The organism is Nonomuraea turkmeniaca, from assembly GCF_005889735.1.
In the GTDB taxonomy this organism is placed as follows: Bacteria; Actinomycetota; Actinomycetes; order Streptosporangiales; family Streptosporangiaceae; genus Nonomuraea; species Nonomuraea turkmeniaca.
On the sequence record NZ_VCKY01000237.1, the window covers coordinates 1 to 16,681 of the forward strand.

Below are 16,681 nucleotides of genomic sequence, written 5' to 3' on the forward strand. Positions count from 1 at the left end.
GGTTGCCGGGTGGGTGGACACGGTGAGGAGCTCCGATGATCTACCAAAGCGGGGACAGAACGGACACTAACGAGAGTTTGGGTCGTACACAAGCGGAGTTTTGCCATTTGAGATGAAAAAGTTCTGACTTTTCATGACCTAACCCCATGTGGTTCACTTAGCCGATGCCACGACGTACCGCCGCGACCCTCGCCACCAGCGGCGAGGTGCTTCGCCTCATCCGCTCCGGCGAGGCCGTGACGCGGGCCGACCTGGGCCGGGTGACCGGGCTGTCGCGCCCCGCGGTCCAGCTGCGCGTCGATGAGCTGCTGGAACGCGGTCTCGTCGTGGAGCGCACCGACGCCCCGTCCACGGGCGGGCGGCCGCCGGTCCGGCTGGAGTTCAACGCCGCGGGCGGCGTGGTGCTGGTGGCGGCGCTCGGCGCCAGCCGCACCCGGGTCGCCATCTGCGATCTGGCAGGGGTCGAGCTGGCCGGGCGTGAGTTCGCGATGGACGTGGAGCAGGGCCCCGACGTCGTCCTACCGCTGATCATGGACACCTGGGACGAGCTGCTCGGCGACCGGCCGCCCTCGATGATCAGGGGCGTCGGAATGGGCGTGCCGGCCACTGTCGAGTTCGCGCACGGCCGTACGGAGAGCGCCCGCGTGATGGCCTCCTGGACCGGCGTGGTGATCCCGCCGATCATCCGCGAGCGGTTCCCCGTCCCCGTGCTCGTGGACAACGACGTGAACGTGCTGGCCATCGGCGAGCACCGCGGGGCGTACCCCGACCTGGACGACCTGATGTTCGTGAAGGTCTCCACGCGCATCGGCGCGGGCGTGGTCGCCGGCGGCGGCATCCTGCGCGGCGCGATGGGCGCGGCCGGCGAGATCGGGCACATCCCCGTGCTGGACGGCGCCGGCGTGTTGTGCCGCTGCGGCAACACCGACTGCGTCGACTCCGTGGCCAGCGGCACCGCCCTGCTGCGCGACCTGCGCGCGGCCGGCAAGGACGTCAAGACGATCGCGGACGTGACGGCGTTAGTGCGGGCCGGTGACGCCGAGACGATGGCCATGGTACGCACCGCCGGGCGCCGGATCGGCGAGGTGCTGGCCGGGGCGGTCAACATCCTCAACCCGTCGGTGGTGGTGCTGGGCGGGGACGTGGCGGAGGCGTTCGGGCCGCTGGTGTCGAGCATCCGCGAGGTCGTCTACCGCCGCTCCACGGCCCTGGCCACCCGGCGGCTGCGCATCGAGCCGAGCCGGCTCGGCGCGGGGGCCGGCATCAGCGGGTGCGCGGTGATGGTGCTCGACCACGTGTTGTCGCCCGAGGCGGTCGACGAGACCATGACGGTCTCCCTCCTGCGTCGCGCCTAGAGATCCCAGCGGGGCTCGGTGCTCTCGCGGACGAGCCCGTCCGCGCCGAAGATCAGATACCGGTCCAGATCGGCGGCGAACCACCGGTCGTGCGTGACCGTCAGCACCGTCCCCTCATAACCCTCCAGCCCGCGCTGCAACGCCTCCGCGCTGGCCAGGTCCAGGTTGTCCGTCGGCTCGTCGAGCAGCAGCAACGTCGCCCCCGACAGCTCCAGCAGCAGGATCTGCAGCCGGGCCTGCTGCCCGCCCGACAACGTCTCGAACGGCTGCCCGCCCGCCGGCGCCAGCTCGTAGCGGGCCAGCGCCGCCATGGCCTCGTTGCGGGTCATGGCGTGCTCGGCCATCACCACGCCGGCCGCCGCCCGGCCGGCCAGATCGGGCCGCAGGTGCGTCTGCGCGAAGTGGCCGGGCGACACCCGGGCGCCCAGGCGGGCCGCGCCGGTGTGCACGATGGGCTCGCCGGCCAGCAGCCGCAGGAAGTGGGACTTGCCGGTGCCGTTCATGCCGAGCACGCCGACCCGCTCGCCGTACCAGATCTCGGTCGAGAACGGTCGCAGCAGCCCCGTCAGCTCCAGCTCCTCGCAGATCACCGCCCGCTTGCCGGTGCGCCCGCCGCGCAGCCGCATGCGGACGTTCTGCTCCTTCGGCGCGCGCTGGGGCGGCCCCTCCCGCTCGAAGCGCTCCAGCCGCGTCACCGCCGACTGGTACGCCCCCGCCAGCGCGTCATTGTTCGCCGAGCGCTGCCGCAGCGTGTGCACCAACCGGCGCAGCCGGGCCCGCTCGCCCTCCCAGCGCTGCCGCCGCTCCTCCAGCCGCTCCCTGCGCTGCCTGCGTGCCTCGGCGTAGCCGGCGAACCCGCCGCCGTGCACCCATACCGTGCGGCCCTCCACGGTGACGATCCGGTCGGCCGCCTCGGCCAGCAGTTGCCGGTCGTGCGAGACGAGCAGCACGGTCTTGGCGGAGCCTCTGATCGCCCGCTCCAGCCACTGCTTGGCCCGCACGTCCAGGTAGTTGTCCGGCTCGTCGAGCAGCAGCACCTCGTCGGGGCCGCGCAACAGCGCCTCCAGCATCAGCCGCTTCTGCTCCCCGCCTGACAGTGTGGCCAGGCTCCGGTCCTTGATCTCCTCGTACGGCCGCCCCAGCGCCTCGGTCGCGCACACGTCCCACACGACCTCCAGCTCGTAGCCGCCCGCGTCGGCATAGTCGGCGATGGCCTGGGCGTAGGCCAGCTGGGCGGGCTCGTCGTCGTCGCGTGCCGCCAGTGCCGCCTCGGCCGCGCCGAGCGTGGCGGCGGCCTCCCTGACCCGCTGCGGTGCCACGTTCAGCAGCAGGTCGCGCACGCTGCCCTCGCCCAGGAACTGCCGCATCACGCCGATGCCGCCACTGCTCGCGATCCGGCCGTCGGCGGGCTGCAGCTCGCCCGCGATCAGGCGCAGCAGCGTGGTCTTGCCCGCGCCGTTCGGCCCGACCAGCGCCGCCTTCGCCCCGTCGCCCACCTTGAACGACGCCTCCAGCAGCAGTGGCCGCCCGTCGGGCAGCAGGTACGTCAGCCCACTTACCTCGATGTGCCCCATGTCTCGATCACCGTTCCACTACTAGACCATCGATCCGGTCACTCGTACAACGTATTATCAGGTCCGTGGAGAACGTGTGGTCGCGCCCCCGTAAGGCGCCGAGGCAGACGCTGACGCTGGAGCGGATCGTGGCTGAGGCGGTCGCGCTGCTCGACGAGGAAGGTGCGGACCGGCTCACCATGCGCCGGCTGGCCGAGCGGCTGGACACCGGATCGACCACCCTCTACTGGCACGTCAAGACCAAGGACGACGTCCTGGACCTGGCCCTGGACGCCGTCTTCGGCGAGGTGCCGCTGCCGGACCCGGCCGGCGGCTGGCAGGCGGCCGTGCGGGAGCTGATCGGCGGCTGGCGCGCCGCCCTGCTGCGCCACCCCTGGTCGGCCACCATGCTCGACCGGCCGCTCATGGGCCCGAACGCGCTGGAACGCACCGAGTTCCTCTACCAGACCCTGACCGGAGCGGGCTTCACCGCGCCCCAGGCCGCCGCCTACAGCCTGTCCAACTACGTCATGGGCTCGGTGGTCATGCAGGTCACCTGGCAGGACCGCGACGACGAGGACACCGGTGCGTTCCTGCGCGAACGCGCCGGCCTTTACCCGGCACTCGCCGAGCACGGCCTCGACCACGAATGGGACGCCACGTTCGACGAGGGCCTCGGCTACCTCCTCACCGGCATGCGGCAGGCAGGAAAGCCGAAAACCGGCCGGCTCGACTGAGCCGACCGGTATTCGGGCCACGGGCCTCAGTGGCCGAAGTTCGCGTCCTCGCTGCCCGCCTTCGGCAGCAGCAGCCCGACGAAGAAGGTCGCGACGATCATCCCGGTCACCACCCCCATCGTGACCTGCACGCTGCCCGTCCCGAAGTACACCGTCCCCAGCAGCGCCAGCCCCAGCGCCCCGCCGACCTGCTGCAACGCGGTCAGGGTGCCGGACGCCGAGCCGGTCTCGCCAGGCTCGACCGCCGCCATCACGATGCCGAAGTACGGCGTCATGATGAGCCCGCTGCCCAGGCCGGTCACCGCGAGCATCGGCGCCAGCTGCCACGGGGAGACACCGGGCGAGGCGATGACGATCACGCCGGCCACACCGAGCGCCATGACCAGGGCCCCGGCCAGCAGCACCTTGCGGCCGTACCGCGCGGTGGCCTGCGCCACGCCCATGCCCGCGATCATGCCGAGCGACGAGGGAACGCCGGTCAGCGCCGCCTTGATCGGGGAGTAGCCCAGCCCGAGCTGCGTGTAGAGCCCGATCACCAGCAGGACCCCGGCGAACGCGGCGAAGTAGATGGTCCCGGTCGCCATGCCGGACACGAACGCCCGCTTGCGGAACAGGCTCGGCGCCACCAGCGGGTCACCGCCGCGCGCGGCTTTGCGTCGCTCGTACCAGGCGAAGACCCCGAACACCGCACCCGAGGCGGCCATCATGGCGAATGACCACGCCGGCCACCCGTGCTCGCCACCCTGCACCAGCGGGAAGATGATCAGCACGGTGCCCGCCGAGGCCAGCAGCGCCCCGGGCAGATCGAGCCGCACGCCCCCGGCAGGCCGCGTGCCGGGCAGGAAGCGCACGGCGGCCAGCGCGGTCACCGCGCCGATCGGCAGGTTGATCACGAAGATGAGCCGCCAGTCGATGCTCGTCAGCGCGCCCGCCAGGATCGGCCCGCCCACCGCGGACAGCCCCATGACCGGCCCGAACAGCCCCATCGCCGCCGCCAGCTCCTTGGGCGAGAACATCTCCTTCATCAGCCCCATGCCCTGGGGGATCATCGCCGCGCCGAAGAGCCCCTGCACGATCCTGGCCGCGATGATGGTCTCGGGCGAGAAGGCGAGCGCGCACATCAGCGATCCGACCGTGAACCCGGCGACCCCGATGAGGAACATCCGCCTGCGGCCCACGATGTCCCCCAGCCGCCCGCCGGTCAGCAGACCCGCCGTCATGGCCAGCGTGTACGCCGCCCCGAGCCACTGGATGAGCGACGCGCCGCCGCCGAGCTCGGCCCGCATCGTGGGGCCCGCGATGTTGGTGACGGTGGCGTCGAGCAGCTCCATCACCGAGCCGGCGAGGATCACCGCCAGCGCGGGCCAGCGCCACCGATAGGGCGTCGGTTCGACGGGCGCCTGCACCGGCCGGATGTCGAGGGCGGTCATCTCTGCCTCCTGAATCGGAACGGCTTGTTCTGTTCCAAGAATATCAGAACGGAATACTTCATTCCATAGCGAGAACCAAGATCTTCCACCCACTGAGGGAGGGTGAGATGACGCTCCGCCCGAACGTCCCTCGCTCGGTCACCGCCCGCCGGTGCTTCCACATGGCCTGGAGCTTTCCCGTAGCCCTCGGCCGGCGTGTCCACGCCGAGCAGGCCGACGGACTGCGGCGCGGCCCGGCGGAAGGCGCCGATCGCGCCGGGCACGGTCGGCATGTGGCCCAGCAGGCCGGACGCCCACAGGTCGAGGTTGAAGCCGATCACATACTCGATGTGCTGCGCGTGTCCAGGTGGCTCACTTCTTGGCGCCCTGCGTCTTGTCCGGGTCGTGTCCCGGAGGCTGCCGCGTCTTGCCGGGCGGGGTGCGCTCGGACTCGGTCGCCGTCGGATCGGCGGAGGATGGGGCCGGCGTCGTGGCCTCGGAGGTCGGCGTGGCGGACCGGCTCCTGCTCGGCCGCACGACCGCGATCCTGGTCCGCGCGGGCGTCGGGGTCGCCGTGCGCCGGGGCGTCGGCGAGGCCTGCGCCGTGGGCGTGACCGACTTGATGAGCCGGGCCGGCTGCGTCGGCGTCGGCGTCGGCGTCGGCGTCGGGCTGCTCGACTTCGTCGCGGCCGGCGCGGACTGCTCCGGCGCGCCGTTCCCACCGTCCGGCCAATCGACGGCGTCCAGCCTGGTCGTGCTGAACGCGCCGCCGATCAGTATCGCTGCCATCGCCAGCATCAGCGTGCCGAGCAGCACTCCGGCGATCACCAGCGCCCGCCTGCGCCGGCCGCTCTGGTCGACGGACGCGGCGGTGCCCGAAGGTCGATGCGCTCCACTCACGCACGAAATGCTAGAGATGCGAGAGCACTCCTATGGCCTATGTAAAGCTATGTCCTTTTAATCCACATCGAACCGTGACTAACAGCTGCAGAGCAGGCCGCGCAGGGCCGTCTCCAGGCAGAGGGTGGACGTCGCCGGCACCGGCCAGGGGAAGCGCACCAGCGACTCGTCGACCCGCACGGTCGCGCCGTACCGGTCCAGCTCCCACAACCACACGTCGCCGGCCGCCTCGCCCAGCTGCCTGGACACGCCCGCAGTCAGCTGCGCCCGGTGCGAGCCGTTGACATGGGCGAGCACCCGCTCGGCCGTATCGGTCAGCGGGTCGGGGGAGGCGCCCAGGTAGTCGTCGGCGTCCAGCAGCCCCGACTCCTGCCCCGTCAGATAGACCACCTGGCCCACGTCCAGCCGTAGCAGGCGCGGGGCGTCCGGCGACCCGAACCGCTCCAGCGCCTCGAACAGGCTCTCGTCCGCGCTGTGCGCGGCCACCGCCACGGCCGCGGCCCGCGCCTCGCGCTCCGGCACCGCCTCCGCCCAGCCCTGCACCTCGATCAGCCCGCGCGGGTGCGTGACCTCGCCGAGCTGCCGCATCGCCGTGAGGTTCACCGCCGCCACGGCGTCCTCGCGCACGCCGTGCAGCGGCTCGCCGGCCAGTACCAGCAGCACGGGGCGGCCGCGCTCGTCCACACCGCCGCGGGCGGGAGAGGGAGCGCCGTCGACGGAGAGCTTCGCGACACTCGCGGTCGCGGCGAGAGTGCGGACCCGCTCGGGGATCGGCAGCATGACGACTCCAAGGATACTGATAGGTTAGCCTTGCCTAAGTAAGGATTACCTAATCACATTGAGGTGAACGTGCGCTACACCGGCCCCAAGGTGCGACTGTCGCGTCGCGCGGGCGTCCCGCTGACCAGGAAAGCCGTCCGCTACTTCGAGCAGCGCCCCTACCCGCCGGGCGAGCACGGCCGCAAGACCAACCGCCGCAGCGCCGGCGACTACGGCCTGCGGCTGATGGAGAAGCAGAAGCTGCGCTGGTACTACGACGTGTCAGAGCGGCAGTTGCGCCGCTACTGGGACCTCGCCGTCCGCAAGTCGGGCGCGTCGGGTGCCGAGCTGGTGACTCTGCTGGAGAGCCGTCTGGCCTCGCTCGTGCTGCGTGCCGGCCTGGCGTCGTCGATCTACGCCGCCAGGCAGTACGTCAACCACGGGCACATCGCCGTGGACGGCCGCAAGGTGGACATCCCCAGTTACCTGGTCAAACCCGGCCAGGTCGTCACGGTCAGGGAGCGGTCCCGCAAGATGCAGCCGTTCGTGGCCGCCGCCGAGGGCGTCTACGCCGACGAGCGGATCGCACCGTATCTCTCCGTCGACCACGCCGACCTGCGTTTCACGCTGACGCACCGGCCCGAGCGCGAGCAGATCGTGGTTCCGGTCGACGAGCAGCTCGTGGTGGAGTTCTACTCTCGTTAGCCGTTTCAGCGGGGCCGCGATGGTCGCCGCCGCACCCGCCGCCGCACCCGGCGCCGCCGACAGGGCGGCGCCGGAGGGTGGCGGGCCGGCCGCCCGGCGGGTCAGCCGAGGGAGTCCTGCCGGCGTAGCTCGGCGACCTCCTTGCGCAGCTCGGCCAGCTCCTCCAGGATGCGCTCGGTGTGCGCGGTGGTGTCCTCGATCGCGGCCAGCTCCTCGGCGTTCTCCTCGTCCATGGCGCTGACCACGACGGCCATGAAGAGGTTCAGGATCACGAACGTGCACACGAGGATGAAGATGGTGAAGAAGACCCAGGCCGAGGGATGCCTGGCCATCACCTCCCGCGCGATGTTGCCCCAGTCGTCGCCGGTCATCGTCTGGTAGAGGGTGAAGAGCGAGGTCGGCAGGCTGCCGAAGCGCTCGGGGGAGGCCTGCCCGTACAGCTTGGTGGCCATGACCGCGGCCACGTACAGCACCAGGGAGAGCAGCACGACGATCGAGCTCATCCCCGGCATCGCGCGCAGCAGCGCCGACACCACGCGGCGCAGGCTCGGCACCACCGACAGCAGCCGCAGGGCGCGCAGGATGCGCAGCGAGCGCAGCACCGACAGGCCGCCCGTCGCGGGCGCGAAGGCGATGGCCACGATCGTGAAGTCGAAGATGTTCCACGGGTCGCGGAAGAAGCCCCAGCGTTCGACGTAGAGCTTGGCCACCAGCTCGGCGGCGAAGATGTAGAGCGCGACATGGTCGACGACGGTGAGCAGGACGCCGTGGCGCTCCACCACGGCGGGGAACGTCTCCAGGCCCAGTGTGGCCGCGTTGATCAGGATGACACTGACGATGAACCGCTGGAAACTCTGGTGGGAGAGGATGGCTTGGGTGCGTTCACGCACGGGGGCAGGCTCCTAGGGGGATGGTCAGGTGCCGTACCATGATGGCGCAACATGATCAAGGTGGTGTCTGTGGTATAAAACCCACCTCATTGCCGCGAACAAGGGGACGCCCAGCGATCATGTCCAGTCCGAATTACGGCCCCTCCTACTACGGTCCGCAGCCGCACACCCACCCCAACGGCACCACCATCCTGGTGCTCGGCATCCTGAGCCTGGTGGTGTGCAGCTTCCTGGGGCCGTTCGCGTGGTCGATGGGCACGAAGGCGTTGCGCGAGATCGACGAGAGCGGCTATCCCTACGAGAACCGCGGCCACATCCAGGCGGGGCGCATCTGCGGCATCGTCAGCAGCGTCCTGATGATGATCACTTTCGGGTTCCTGATCTTCGCCTTCGGCATCGCGCTGCTCAGCGGCGGATTCTCCAGCTAGCGACCCTTCGGCCGAAGCCCCCTGCATCTGGAAGGGCCTCGGCCGAAGTCGTCGTCCGCGTCCTGAAAGGGCTCAGGCGGTGCTCTTGGCCCGCCGCTGGAGCGAGGCCATGATCCCGGCCGGATCCACGACCCCGTACCCGTAGTCGTAGTCGAACCCCACCTCGCTACGGTCCTCCGCGCTGCGCCGCAACAACGCACGCAGCTGCGCCGGCGACAACCTGGCCGCCGGCCACTGGGTGCGTACCGCTGCCACGAGCCCCGCGACCACCGGCGTCGCCGCCGACGTCCCCGAGTCCGGCTCGCCCTTCCCGAATGCCGCCGACCCCAGGAAATGCGTGTACCCGCACACGTCGGGCTTGCGGGCGGTCAGCCGCCCGGGCCCCTGCGAGGAGTAGCCCACCCGGTCGCCGTTGACGTCGATGCCGCCGATCGACAGCGCCTTCGGGTGGGAGTTGGCGCCCACGATGGGCCGGCTGGGATAGACGCACCGCCCGTCCGGGCACTCCTGCCCGCAGTTGCCCGCCGCGAACAGCACGTCCGCCCCCGCCCGGTCCAGCGCGGCGACCATCAGGTTGAAGGGATGGGCGGCGCTGTCGGAGTAGTTGCCGGGATGCCCGACGGGAAAGTCCCACTCGGGGGAGAACGACCCCCACGAGTTGCTCACGACCAGCGCCCGCGACGCGGCCGGCTGGGCGTCGAGCACGTTACGCAGGTGCGCGAACGCCGACACCGCGTCCGACAGCAGCCCGTCGAGCGCCGAGCCGCCCGGCCGGGTGGACAGCAGCAACGGGATGTCGATGAGCGAGGCCTGCGGGGCGGCGATGAGGGCGTCGAACGCGCACATCGTCCCGTGGTCCACCTCGAACTCGCCCGGCTTGCCCGCCACCCCCGACGGGCTCCAGCACCGGTCTGCGTCGAGCGTGACGCCCCGGCCGAGCTGCCTGGCCGTGTGGGCGGCGTTGACGCCCGTGTCGAGCACGGCCAGTGCCACCCCCGTGCCGTCGAGCCCTTCGGCCTGCAGCCCTGCCACGTTCAGCAGCCGCTCGACGTCGTGCCAGTCGCCGACCGGCGGGTCGCCGCCGCAGGTGGGCGTCGACTCGATGACCGGGTCGGCGAAGATCCCCACCACGTCGGGCCTGAGCGCGGGCAGCAGCGTGACCCTGGAGGCCAGCTCATCGTCCGAGATCGTGCCACGGACCAGCACGGACGCGTCCTCGGCGGCCAGCGAGAAGTCGAGCGGCTGGTTGAGCGAGAGGGGATCGCCGCCGGCCGCGGGAACGGGCCGCGGCACGGCCACGGGGACGAAGGCCGTGTCGAGCTCGACCCCCGGCAGGCCGTCGGCGACATCGGCCGTGGTGGCCGTCTGGGCGGGATCGGCCACCGCCGCCACCAGATCGGGGGAGGGACGGAGCTGGATCAGGACACGCATGTGTCACCACCGAACATGTTCTGGAGGGAAGGAACCTCCCAACATTCCTTCATCCGGGGTTGCTCGTCCAGCGTATTTCAGGGGTTGTGACCTGCGAGAACACCCCAAACGACGCGAAGTGGACGACATTTGTTCTGGGCCGTCAGACTTCCTTGTTTTCGGTCGGTTCACTACGGTGAGGCAGCATGACGCTCCAGGCCCAGAAGCCCGTCGATGACCAAGAGAAAGCTCACTGGCTGGCGGTGCGGCCTAGGCTCATCCTTGCCAGCGCCTTCATGCTCTTCCTCGAGCTGGCGCTGATCCGGTGGACCGGGTCCAACATCGTCCACCTGAGCTACTTCACCAATTTCGTGCTGCTCGGCTCGTTCCTCGGCATCGGGCTCGGGTTCCTGCGCGTGGGGCGGTCGAAGCGGCAGCCGTACTATTCGCTGATCGTGCTGGCCATCCTGGCCGTCGTCGTGCGGACCTTCCCGGTGACCGTGGACAGGGACACCGAGGGCGTCCTGTACTGGACGAGTCTGTCCACCAGCGGGCCGCCCGCGTGGCTGATCCTGCCGGTCATCTTCTGCGCCGCCGCGCTGATTCTCATGGGGCCGGCCGAGCTCGTCGGCCGTTGTTTTCCCGAGCTGCCGCGCCTGGAGGCCTACCGCTACGACCTGATCGGCAGCCTGACCGGCATTGCGGCGTTCACGGCGCTGTCGTTCCTGAGCGCGCCGCCGGTCTTCTGGGGGATCATCGCCGCGATCTGCTACGGCGTTCTGCTGGTCCCGCGGCCGCGCGCGCTCCAGGTGGGGCTGGTGGCCGTGCCCTCCCTGGTCGTGGTGGGCGTGCTGCTCGCCGAGACCCTGACGGCCGGGGCGATCTGGTCGCCGTACTACAAAGTCACGCATAAGCAGTTCGAGGATGCCGGCGTCGGCGTCACCGACATCTCCGTCAACGGCATCCCGCACCAGCGGGCCGTGCCCGCCACCGCCCGCCTGCGCTGGGAGCGCCAGTACGGGCTGCCGTACGAGCGGACGACCAAGCCTCCGAAGGACGTGCTCATCGTCGGCGCGGGCAGCGGCACCGACGTGGCGATCGCGCTGTCCAAGGGCGCGACCCACGTCGACGCCGTGGAGATCGACCCCAAGCTGCGCGAGCTCGGCGGCTCGCTACACCCCGACCGCCCCTACGACGACCCGCGCGTCACCACCCACATCACCGACGGCCGCGCCTTCCTGGAGCAGACCGGCCACAAGTACGACCTGATCCTCTTCGCCCTGCCCGACTCGCTCACCCTCGTCTCGGGGGCCAGCGCGCTGCGGCTGGAGAGCTACCTGTTCACCGAGGAGGCCATGCGGGCCGCCCGTGAGCACCTCAATCCGGGCGGCACGTTCTCGATGTACAACTACTACCGCGAGAGCTGGCTCGTCGACCGCCTGGCCTCCACCATGCAGCGGGCCTTCGGGCACAAGCCCTGCGTCGACGTCGTCAGCACCGAGGGCCAGCAGGCCGTGATCACCGCCGGCCTGGCGCTGCCGGACCAGCGCTGCGCCGCGGAATGGCCCGGCGCCGCCCCGGGCACCCCGCAGCCCGCGGACGACGACCGGCCCTTCCTTTACCTCCACGACGCCACGATCCCGCCGATCTACCTCATCACGCTCGCCCTGATCCTCATCGTCAGCCTCCTCGCCGTCCGCGTCGTCGCGGGACCGTACGAGCGGATGCGGCCGTACGCCGACCTGTTCCTGCTGGGCGTGGCGTTCATGCTGCTGGAGACCAAGAGCGTGACCGGGTTCGCGCTGCTGTTCGGCACCACGTGGGTGGTCAACGCCATCGTCTTCGCCGGCGTGCTCGTCGCCGTGCTCGCCGCCGTCGAGGTGACCCGCCGCTTCCGCACCCCGCCGTTGCCGGTCATGTACGGGGTGCTGCTCGCGGGCCTCCTGCTGGCCTGGCTGGTCCCGAACGAGTGGCTGCTGTCGCTGCCGCTGCCCGTGCGCGCGGTGGCGGCCGTGACGGTGGCGTTCCTGCCGATCTTCGCCGCGAACGTCGTCTTCGCCAAACGTTTCGCCGACACGGCGGACGCCACCACCTCCTTCGGCGCGAACCTGCTGGGGGCGATGGTGGGCGGGTGCCTCGAATACGTGGCCCTGGTGATCGGTTACCAAGGCCTGCTCATCGTCGCCGCCATTCTCTACGTCGGCGCGCTCGCGCTGCTGCCCCGCAAACGCGCATTGGCGTGACGGGATTCCGGCATGCGCGGGTAACGCCTTGACGCATAGTCAGGTTAATTGTTTATGTCGTGGGTCGATTTGCCGCGGACCGCGAGGTGAACGCCCTCCCGCACGAGCCCGAGCAGGTCCTCGGGGGGCGTCGGGAGAATATCGCCGGAGTGCTCCCCGAAGGAGTGCTGTTCGCGTTGCCGGGAGCGGCCAGGCAGGCGCGCCGGGCCGACACGGAATGGTCGCTCACCTCCGCCTGGTCCCACCAGGGACAGACCGCCTCGGGGCACGCCGCCGTCTACTACGGCGAGGGCCACGACCGGCTCGTGCGGCCGATGATCTTCGCGGACGGGTTCGGGTACGGGCCCAGCGATCTGCCGGGGTTGTGGAACCACCTCAACGCGCCCTACCCGCCGCACCAGCACCGCCTGCTCGATCAGCTGGTCACCCAGGGCATCGACATCGTGCTGCTCGGCTTCGGCGTGCGGCACACGTACATCCAGGCCAACGCGGGGGTGGCCGCGGCGTGCGTGCGCCGGGCCATCGCGGAGCGGAGCGGCAGCGCGGGGCTGATCGTCGGAGGGCTCGCCATAGGCGGTCTGATCACTCGCTACGCCCTGGCGGAGATGGAGAACCGCGGCGAAGACCACCAGACCATGACGTACCTGTCCTACGACTCGCCGCACAACGGCGCGTGGATCCCGCTGATACGCGGGGCCCGTCGCCACCGCCAGCCCGCTGCGTACCGCGTTCCTGCGGGACTTACGGCGCGTGGGATGGTTCCCGCTCAGGCCGCGCAAGCTCGGAGTGGCCAACGGCGCCGCCGACGGCACCGGCAGGAACGTGCCGCCCGACGAGCCGGTCTTCGAGTGGAGCGCGGTGGGCGGCGCCGCCTGGGCCGGCGTGCGCACCCAGCCGGATCGCGGCGTCAACAGACTCGTCGGCGGCATGCGCGCCGCGCCGATGTGGGCGAGCACGAGCTACACCAGCCACGTCGCCGCGTTCGACGGAGCCCCGGGCGGGACGCTTCCCTCGTACGGCCTGCTCGCCGACGCGCTCGGCGCGCCGATCGAGAACCGCTACCGTTCGGCCTGTTTTGTCCCATCGGTGAGCGCCCTCGCTCTCCAGTACGACCCCGTGGAGTGGCCGGTGGACCTCTACCTCGACATCACCGCCCTGTCGCCGGAGCAGAGCCAGCTCGACGACTACCACGGCGACGCGCACAACTCCGAGCATGGCAAGGTCACCGCCACGCTGGCGGAGTGGATCGTGGATCAGCTCGTCAAGTAGCGGCCTTGAGGGGGACAGGCATGCTGGAGAAGATGTCGCCCGGGCGCACCGGCGCCTGGTCTCCCGGTTCTTCACACCGGGGCGGCCGGGCGGCCCTAGGCGGGGTGGTGCGCGGCCTGCCCGCGCTGGCTCCGGGTGCGCCGCCCGAGCGGGTGCCCTGGGGTCCAGCCTGACCCTCAGGGGGCCGCAGCGGCCTCCCGTCGTGGTGTGACGACCCGCGTGACGACCGGTGCGATGGCGGGTGACGACGGTGCGACGACCGCCGTCGTCAGAGGCCGCAGAGCTCGTCGAGGGACTTGGCGCCGGCCTTCTGGCTGTTGCGGGTCGGGGTCTGCGTGGGCGCGGCCGTGCTCGTCTTCGTCGGGGTCGCTCCCGTGACGCTGGGCGAGGCGCTGACGCCGGCCGTCTGGGCCTGCTTGCGCGGGCGCATGGAGTCGTTGATCGCCTTCTTCGAGGCCAGGCGGATCTTCGCCCAGTCCGCGCTGCCCGGCCAGAACTCCGGCGGTACGAACTGCAGGCTGGTGATCTTGGCGTCCTTGACCTTGACGGCCACCTGCACCAGCGGCTGCACGAGCGGTTCCGGGATGTTCGTCTGGGCCATGCGCTTGGCCGCGCCGGCGATCTTGCCGAAGTTCGTCAGAATGACGGTGGGCGTGGCCTGCTGGGCGAAGGCGCCGATGACGCAGCGCTGGCGGCCCATGCGGGAGAAGTCGTCGCTGTTCACGCGGGAGCGGCCGTACCAGAGGGCCTGTTCGCCGGTCAGCTTGCGGTAGCCCGCCTTGATCGTGCCCGCGGTGCCGTACAGGCCGCCCCACTTGACGTCCTGCTCGACGCGGATCTTCAGGCCGCCGATGGCGTCGACCAGCGCCGCGAAGCCGTACATGTTGATCAGGGCGTAGTAGTCGATCTTCAGGCCCAGGGTGTGGCCGACGGCGTCCATCAGCGCCCGCGGGCCCTTGTTCTTGCCGCCCATGATGTCCGGGTGGTCGTTGGCGTACTGCCAGACCTCGTTGAGCAGGCCGCCGTTCGGCAGCTCGGCCATGAAGCCGTTGGGGAACTGCCGGGCCAGTGGCGAGGTCGACGGGAAGCGCACGTGCTGAAGGTTGCGCGGCAGGCTGAACAGGACCGTGTTGCCGGTCTTGATGTCCACACTGGCCACGGTCATGCTGTCGGTCCGCACGCCGGTGCGGTTGCCCGCCGCGTCGCCGCCGACGAGCAGGAAGTTGACCCGGGTCCGGCCGCCCCACGGGTCCTCGGGGTTCTGGGCGATGGGCGAACCGTCGGAGTCGGGCCCGGAGGGGAAGACCGCCTTGATCGCGCCCCGGGCGGTCCCCACGGTCTGGGCGACCAGGGCGAACGGCGACATGACCGTCACGCACAACATGCCCACCGCGATTCCGGTCACCACCTGGCCCTGCTGGTTCAGCCGGTTCGGGCCGAGCACCACGTACGAGACGACCATGAGCGCGAACCAGGCGAGCCCGAGCGCCGAGGCGACGACGATCACCGTGACCATCGTCCCGGAGTCGGCGAAGGTGGTGAGGCTCTCCAGGAGGTTCTCCCGGGTCAGGGCGTAGGCCAGGACCCCGAGCAGCATCACCGCGTACACGCTGACGAGGATCATCCCGGTACGGCGATGCCCGGCGCGCAGATGGGCGGCGCCGGGCACGATGGCGGACAGAGCGGTCCAGCCGAGCACGGAGGCGGTCGTCAGCGGCCGGGCGAAGCGCGGGGCGCGGGAGCCGGGCGCCGGACGCGTACGGCGCTGGGGTCGCTGTTTCCTGCCTCCTGGCACGGTGTCGACCCCATCGCGCTTCCTCACACCGGCTCCTTCACACGCCTACCAGGTAAAACTCGCGGTGCCCCCCGTTGGGGACAAGATTGCCAGGATTCTAGTCGCCATATCTGGACATCAGAGACATGTGCCCAACCTGAGATGAACACCACGTTGCCATCAGGAGGTCGTTGAAGACGGCGCCAGCCACGTGTTGCACTGGTATGTCTTGCTCTTCTCCCATCCCTGCCGGAACCAGAGATTGTTGTTCCGCGGCGAGCCGTGGTCGCGCGGATAACCCGGGTGGTCGCCCACCTGGCCGTAGAACCAGAACAGCTGCCTGCGGTTGGCCATGCTCACCGGGTACGACGCCGCCACCGACCGCATCCACATGCCGCCGAAGCAGGTGGCCTGCAACTCCAGCCGCCGGCTGAGCGCCAGCTTGCCGCTCTGGCTCGAGGAGTCCAGCGTGCTGCTCCACCACGAGTTCAGCAGGCCCGTGATGTTCTGGACGTGGTGGCCGTACTCGTGGGCCATCATGCTGATGATCCCGCCGTTCCAACTGATGATCTCGCCGTAACCGCGGGAGTTGCCATTGCCCTTGGCCATGGCCGAGGTGGAGGCGTAGATGGTGCTGTTGCGCGGGCAGTAGTACGGCACGATGCTGCCCCGGTGGGGGTAGTCACCGCACGCGCCCCTGCCGCGCCCCGCCGCGATCGCGTAGCCCGGCGGGCGGAACCGGATGCCCTGCTTCTCCAGGATCGGCTGCCAGGCCCGGTCCATGCACTTGCCGGTCTTCAGAATCAGCGCCTTGAGCTGGCTGTGGCTGAAGATGCTGGCGTTGCCGGCCGGGCAGTTGAGCCGGGGCAACGCGCCCGCCTTGTAGACGGTGTTGTTCCGCAGGCTCGTGTTGAGCGTGACCTTGGGCTGCGTCTCGGGCTGGGTCTCGGGCTGGGTCTCGGGCTGGGTCTCGGGTTGCTCGGACTGCGTCTTCCGCGTGCGCGTGGGGAAGGGGTCGGGCTCGTCGGTCTCCCGCGACGACGGCGGCTCGTACGACGGGATCGCCACCGGGTTCGTCGTCTCCGACCGCGACGAGCTCTTGAGCATCGCCACCCCGAGGACGATCAGCACGAACAACGCGGCCACCGACCCGAACACGATGCCGAGCACCCCGGCGACGCTCAAGCGCACCCTGCGGTAGGGCTGATGATGCCATTGCCGCGGCGGCATGGGGGGCGGTGGCGGCGGT

The 16,681-nt window shown here is 70.4% G+C and carries 17 protein-coding genes; 7 read left to right on the plus strand and 10 right to left on the minus strand.

Features of this window, described 5'->3' with window-relative positions:
- Positions 1-164: 164 nt before the first annotated feature.
- Entirely contained in the window at positions 165-1,355 is a 1,191-nt protein-coding gene (locus tag ETD86_RS43800) for an ROK family transcriptional regulator (protein WP_138672540.1), read from the plus strand.
- Here ETD86_RS43800 and ETD86_RS43805 read toward each other — a convergent pair.
- Complete coding sequence (locus ETD86_RS43805; RefSeq protein ID WP_138672541.1) at positions 1,352-2,929, minus strand: ABC-F family ATP-binding cassette domain-containing protein; 1,578 nt, start codon at positions 2,927-2,929, stop codon at positions 1,352-1,354. The genes ETD86_RS43800 and ETD86_RS43805 overlap by 4 nt on opposite strands.
- Positions 2,930-2,994: 65 nt before the next feature.
- Here ETD86_RS43805 and ETD86_RS43810 point away from each other — a divergent pair, with 65 nt between their 5' ends.
- The gene (locus tag ETD86_RS43810; protein ID WP_138672542.1) at positions 2,995-3,645 is read left to right on the plus strand and encodes a TetR/AcrR family transcriptional regulator; all 651 of its coding nucleotides are present in this window, start codon (positions 2,995-2,997) and stop codon (positions 3,643-3,645) included.
- Positions 3,646-3,671: 26 nt separating this feature from the next.
- Here the strand turns inward: ETD86_RS43810 and ETD86_RS43815 are convergent, their stop codons facing one another.
- From ETD86_RS43815 to ETD86_RS43830, 4 genes are all read right to left on the minus strand, one after another.
- Positions 3,672-5,075: an MFS transporter gene (locus ETD86_RS43815; RefSeq protein WP_138672543.1), complete on the minus strand. Its 1,404-nt coding sequence runs from the start codon at positions 5,073-5,075 to the stop codon at positions 3,672-3,674.
- Positions 5,072-5,395, minus strand: coding sequence for a glycosyltransferase family protein (locus ETD86_RS57525; RefSeq protein ID WP_211370687.1), 324 nt, complete (start codon positions 5,393-5,395; stop codon positions 5,072-5,074). Before ETD86_RS57525 ends, ETD86_RS43815 begins: the two co-directional genes overlap by 4 nt.
- A 31-nt stretch (positions 5,396-5,426) precedes the next feature.
- On the minus strand, positions 5,427-5,954 hold the full coding sequence (locus tag ETD86_RS55990; protein WP_170223582.1) for a hypothetical protein: 528 nt from the start codon (positions 5,952-5,954) through the stop codon (positions 5,427-5,429).
- Between the two features lie 78 nt (positions 5,955-6,032).
- The gene (locus ETD86_RS43830; protein ID WP_138672544.1) at positions 6,033-6,734 is read right to left on the minus strand and encodes a DUF2470 domain-containing protein; all 702 of its coding nucleotides are present in this window, start codon (positions 6,732-6,734) and stop codon (positions 6,033-6,035) included.
- Between the two features lie 69 nt (positions 6,735-6,803).
- Between ETD86_RS43830 and rpsD the strand changes: the two genes are divergently transcribed.
- Positions 6,804-7,418, plus strand: a complete 615-nt coding sequence (rpsD, locus tag ETD86_RS43835) for a 30S ribosomal protein S4 (RefSeq protein WP_138672551.1) — start codon at positions 6,804-6,806, stop codon at positions 7,416-7,418.
- A 101-nt stretch (positions 7,419-7,519) separates the two neighbouring features.
- Here rpsD and ETD86_RS43840 read toward each other — a convergent pair whose 3' ends face one another.
- Positions 7,520-8,308, minus strand: coding sequence for an ion transporter (locus ETD86_RS43840; RefSeq protein ID WP_138672545.1), 789 nt, complete (start codon positions 8,306-8,308; stop codon positions 7,520-7,522).
- A 119-nt stretch (positions 8,309-8,427) separates the two neighbouring features.
- On the opposite strand from ETD86_RS43840, the gene ETD86_RS43845 reads away from it, so the two are divergent.
- The gene (locus ETD86_RS43845; RefSeq protein WP_138672546.1) at positions 8,428-8,736 is read left to right on the plus strand and encodes a DUF4190 domain-containing protein; all 309 of its coding nucleotides are present in this window, start codon (positions 8,428-8,430) and stop codon (positions 8,734-8,736) included.
- A gap of 72 nt (positions 8,737-8,808) precedes the next feature.
- Here ETD86_RS43845 and ETD86_RS43850 read toward each other — a convergent pair whose 3' ends face one another.
- Positions 8,809-10,167 (minus strand): S8 family peptidase, encoded by a 1,359-nt coding sequence (locus ETD86_RS43850; protein ID WP_138672547.1) that lies wholly within the window; start codon positions 10,165-10,167, stop codon positions 8,809-8,811.
- Between the two features lie 185 nt (positions 10,168-10,352).
- Here ETD86_RS43850 and ETD86_RS43855 point away from each other — a divergent pair, with 185 nt between their 5' ends.
- Entirely contained in the window at positions 10,353-12,389 is a 2,037-nt protein-coding gene (locus ETD86_RS43855; protein WP_138672548.1) for a spermine/spermidine synthase domain-containing protein, read from the plus strand.
- Positions 12,390-12,804: 415 nt separating this feature from the next.
- On the opposite strand, the gene ETD86_RS55995 is transcribed toward ETD86_RS43855, so the two are convergent.
- Positions 12,805-12,960, minus strand: coding sequence for a hypothetical protein (locus ETD86_RS55995; protein ID WP_170223583.1), 156 nt, complete (start codon positions 12,958-12,960; stop codon positions 12,805-12,807).
- Between the two features lie 179 nt (positions 12,961-13,139).
- Between ETD86_RS55995 and ETD86_RS43860 the strand changes: the two genes are divergently transcribed.
- Together ETD86_RS43860 and ETD86_RS56000 are read left to right on the plus strand one after the other, a co-directional pair.
- Positions 13,140-13,658 carry a hypothetical protein gene (locus ETD86_RS43860; protein ID WP_138672549.1) on the plus strand — a complete coding sequence of 173 codons (519 nt, stop codon included), beginning with the start codon at positions 13,140-13,142 and terminating at the stop codon, positions 13,656-13,658.
- A gap of 20 nt (positions 13,659-13,678) precedes the next feature.
- Positions 13,679-13,831, plus strand: a complete 153-nt coding sequence (locus ETD86_RS56000) for a hypothetical protein (protein ID WP_170223584.1) — start codon at positions 13,679-13,681, stop codon at positions 13,829-13,831.
- Between the two features lie 95 nt (positions 13,832-13,926).
- Here the strand turns inward: ETD86_RS56000 and ETD86_RS43865 are convergent, their stop codons facing one another.
- Both ETD86_RS43865 and ETD86_RS43870 read right to left on the minus strand, forming a co-directional pair.
- On the minus strand, positions 13,927-15,480 hold the full coding sequence (locus tag ETD86_RS43865; RefSeq protein ID WP_138672550.1) for an LCP family protein: 1,554 nt from the start codon (positions 15,478-15,480) through the stop codon (positions 13,927-13,929).
- 132 nt (positions 15,481-15,612) lie between these two features.
- On the minus strand, positions 15,613-16,681 hold a 1,069-nt coding region (locus ETD86_RS43870; RefSeq protein ID WP_342779350.1), incomplete at its 5' end, for a neutral zinc metallopeptidase.

Bases quoted from the DNA above. Each gene is read 5' to 3' on its own strand.
- ETD86_RS43855 (WP_138672548.1), top strand. From the start codon at position 10,353: ATGACGCTCCAGGCCCAGAAGCCCGTCGATGACCAAGAGAAAGCTCAC.
- ETD86_RS43845 (WP_138672546.1), top strand. From the start codon at position 8,428: ATGTCCAGTCCGAATTACGGCCCCTCCTACTACGGTCCGCAGCCGCAC.
- ETD86_RS43830 (WP_138672544.1), bottom strand. From the start codon at position 6,734: ATGCTGCCGATCCCCGAGCGGGTCCGCACTCTCGCCGCGACCGCGAGT.
- ETD86_RS43800 (WP_138672540.1), top strand. From the start codon at position 165: ATGCCACGACGTACCGCCGCGACCCTCGCCACCAGCGGCGAGGTGCTT.
- ETD86_RS43805 (WP_138672541.1), bottom strand. From the start codon at position 2,929: ATGGGGCACATCGAGGTAAGTGGGCTGACGTACCTGCTGCCCGACGGG.
- ETD86_RS43850 (WP_138672547.1), bottom strand. From the start codon at position 10,167: ATGCGTGTCCTGATCCAGCTCCGTCCCTCCCCCGATCTGGTGGCGGCG.
- ETD86_RS56000 (WP_170223584.1), top strand. From the start codon at position 13,679: ATGCTGGAGAAGATGTCGCCCGGGCGCACCGGCGCCTGGTCTCCCGGT.
- ETD86_RS55995 (WP_170223583.1), bottom strand. From the start codon at position 12,960: ATGGCGAGCCCTCCGACGATCAGCCCCGCGCTGCCGCTCCGCTCCGCG.
- ETD86_RS43815 (WP_138672543.1), bottom strand. From the start codon at position 5,075: ATGACCGCCCTCGACATCCGGCCGGTGCAGGCGCCCGTCGAACCGACG.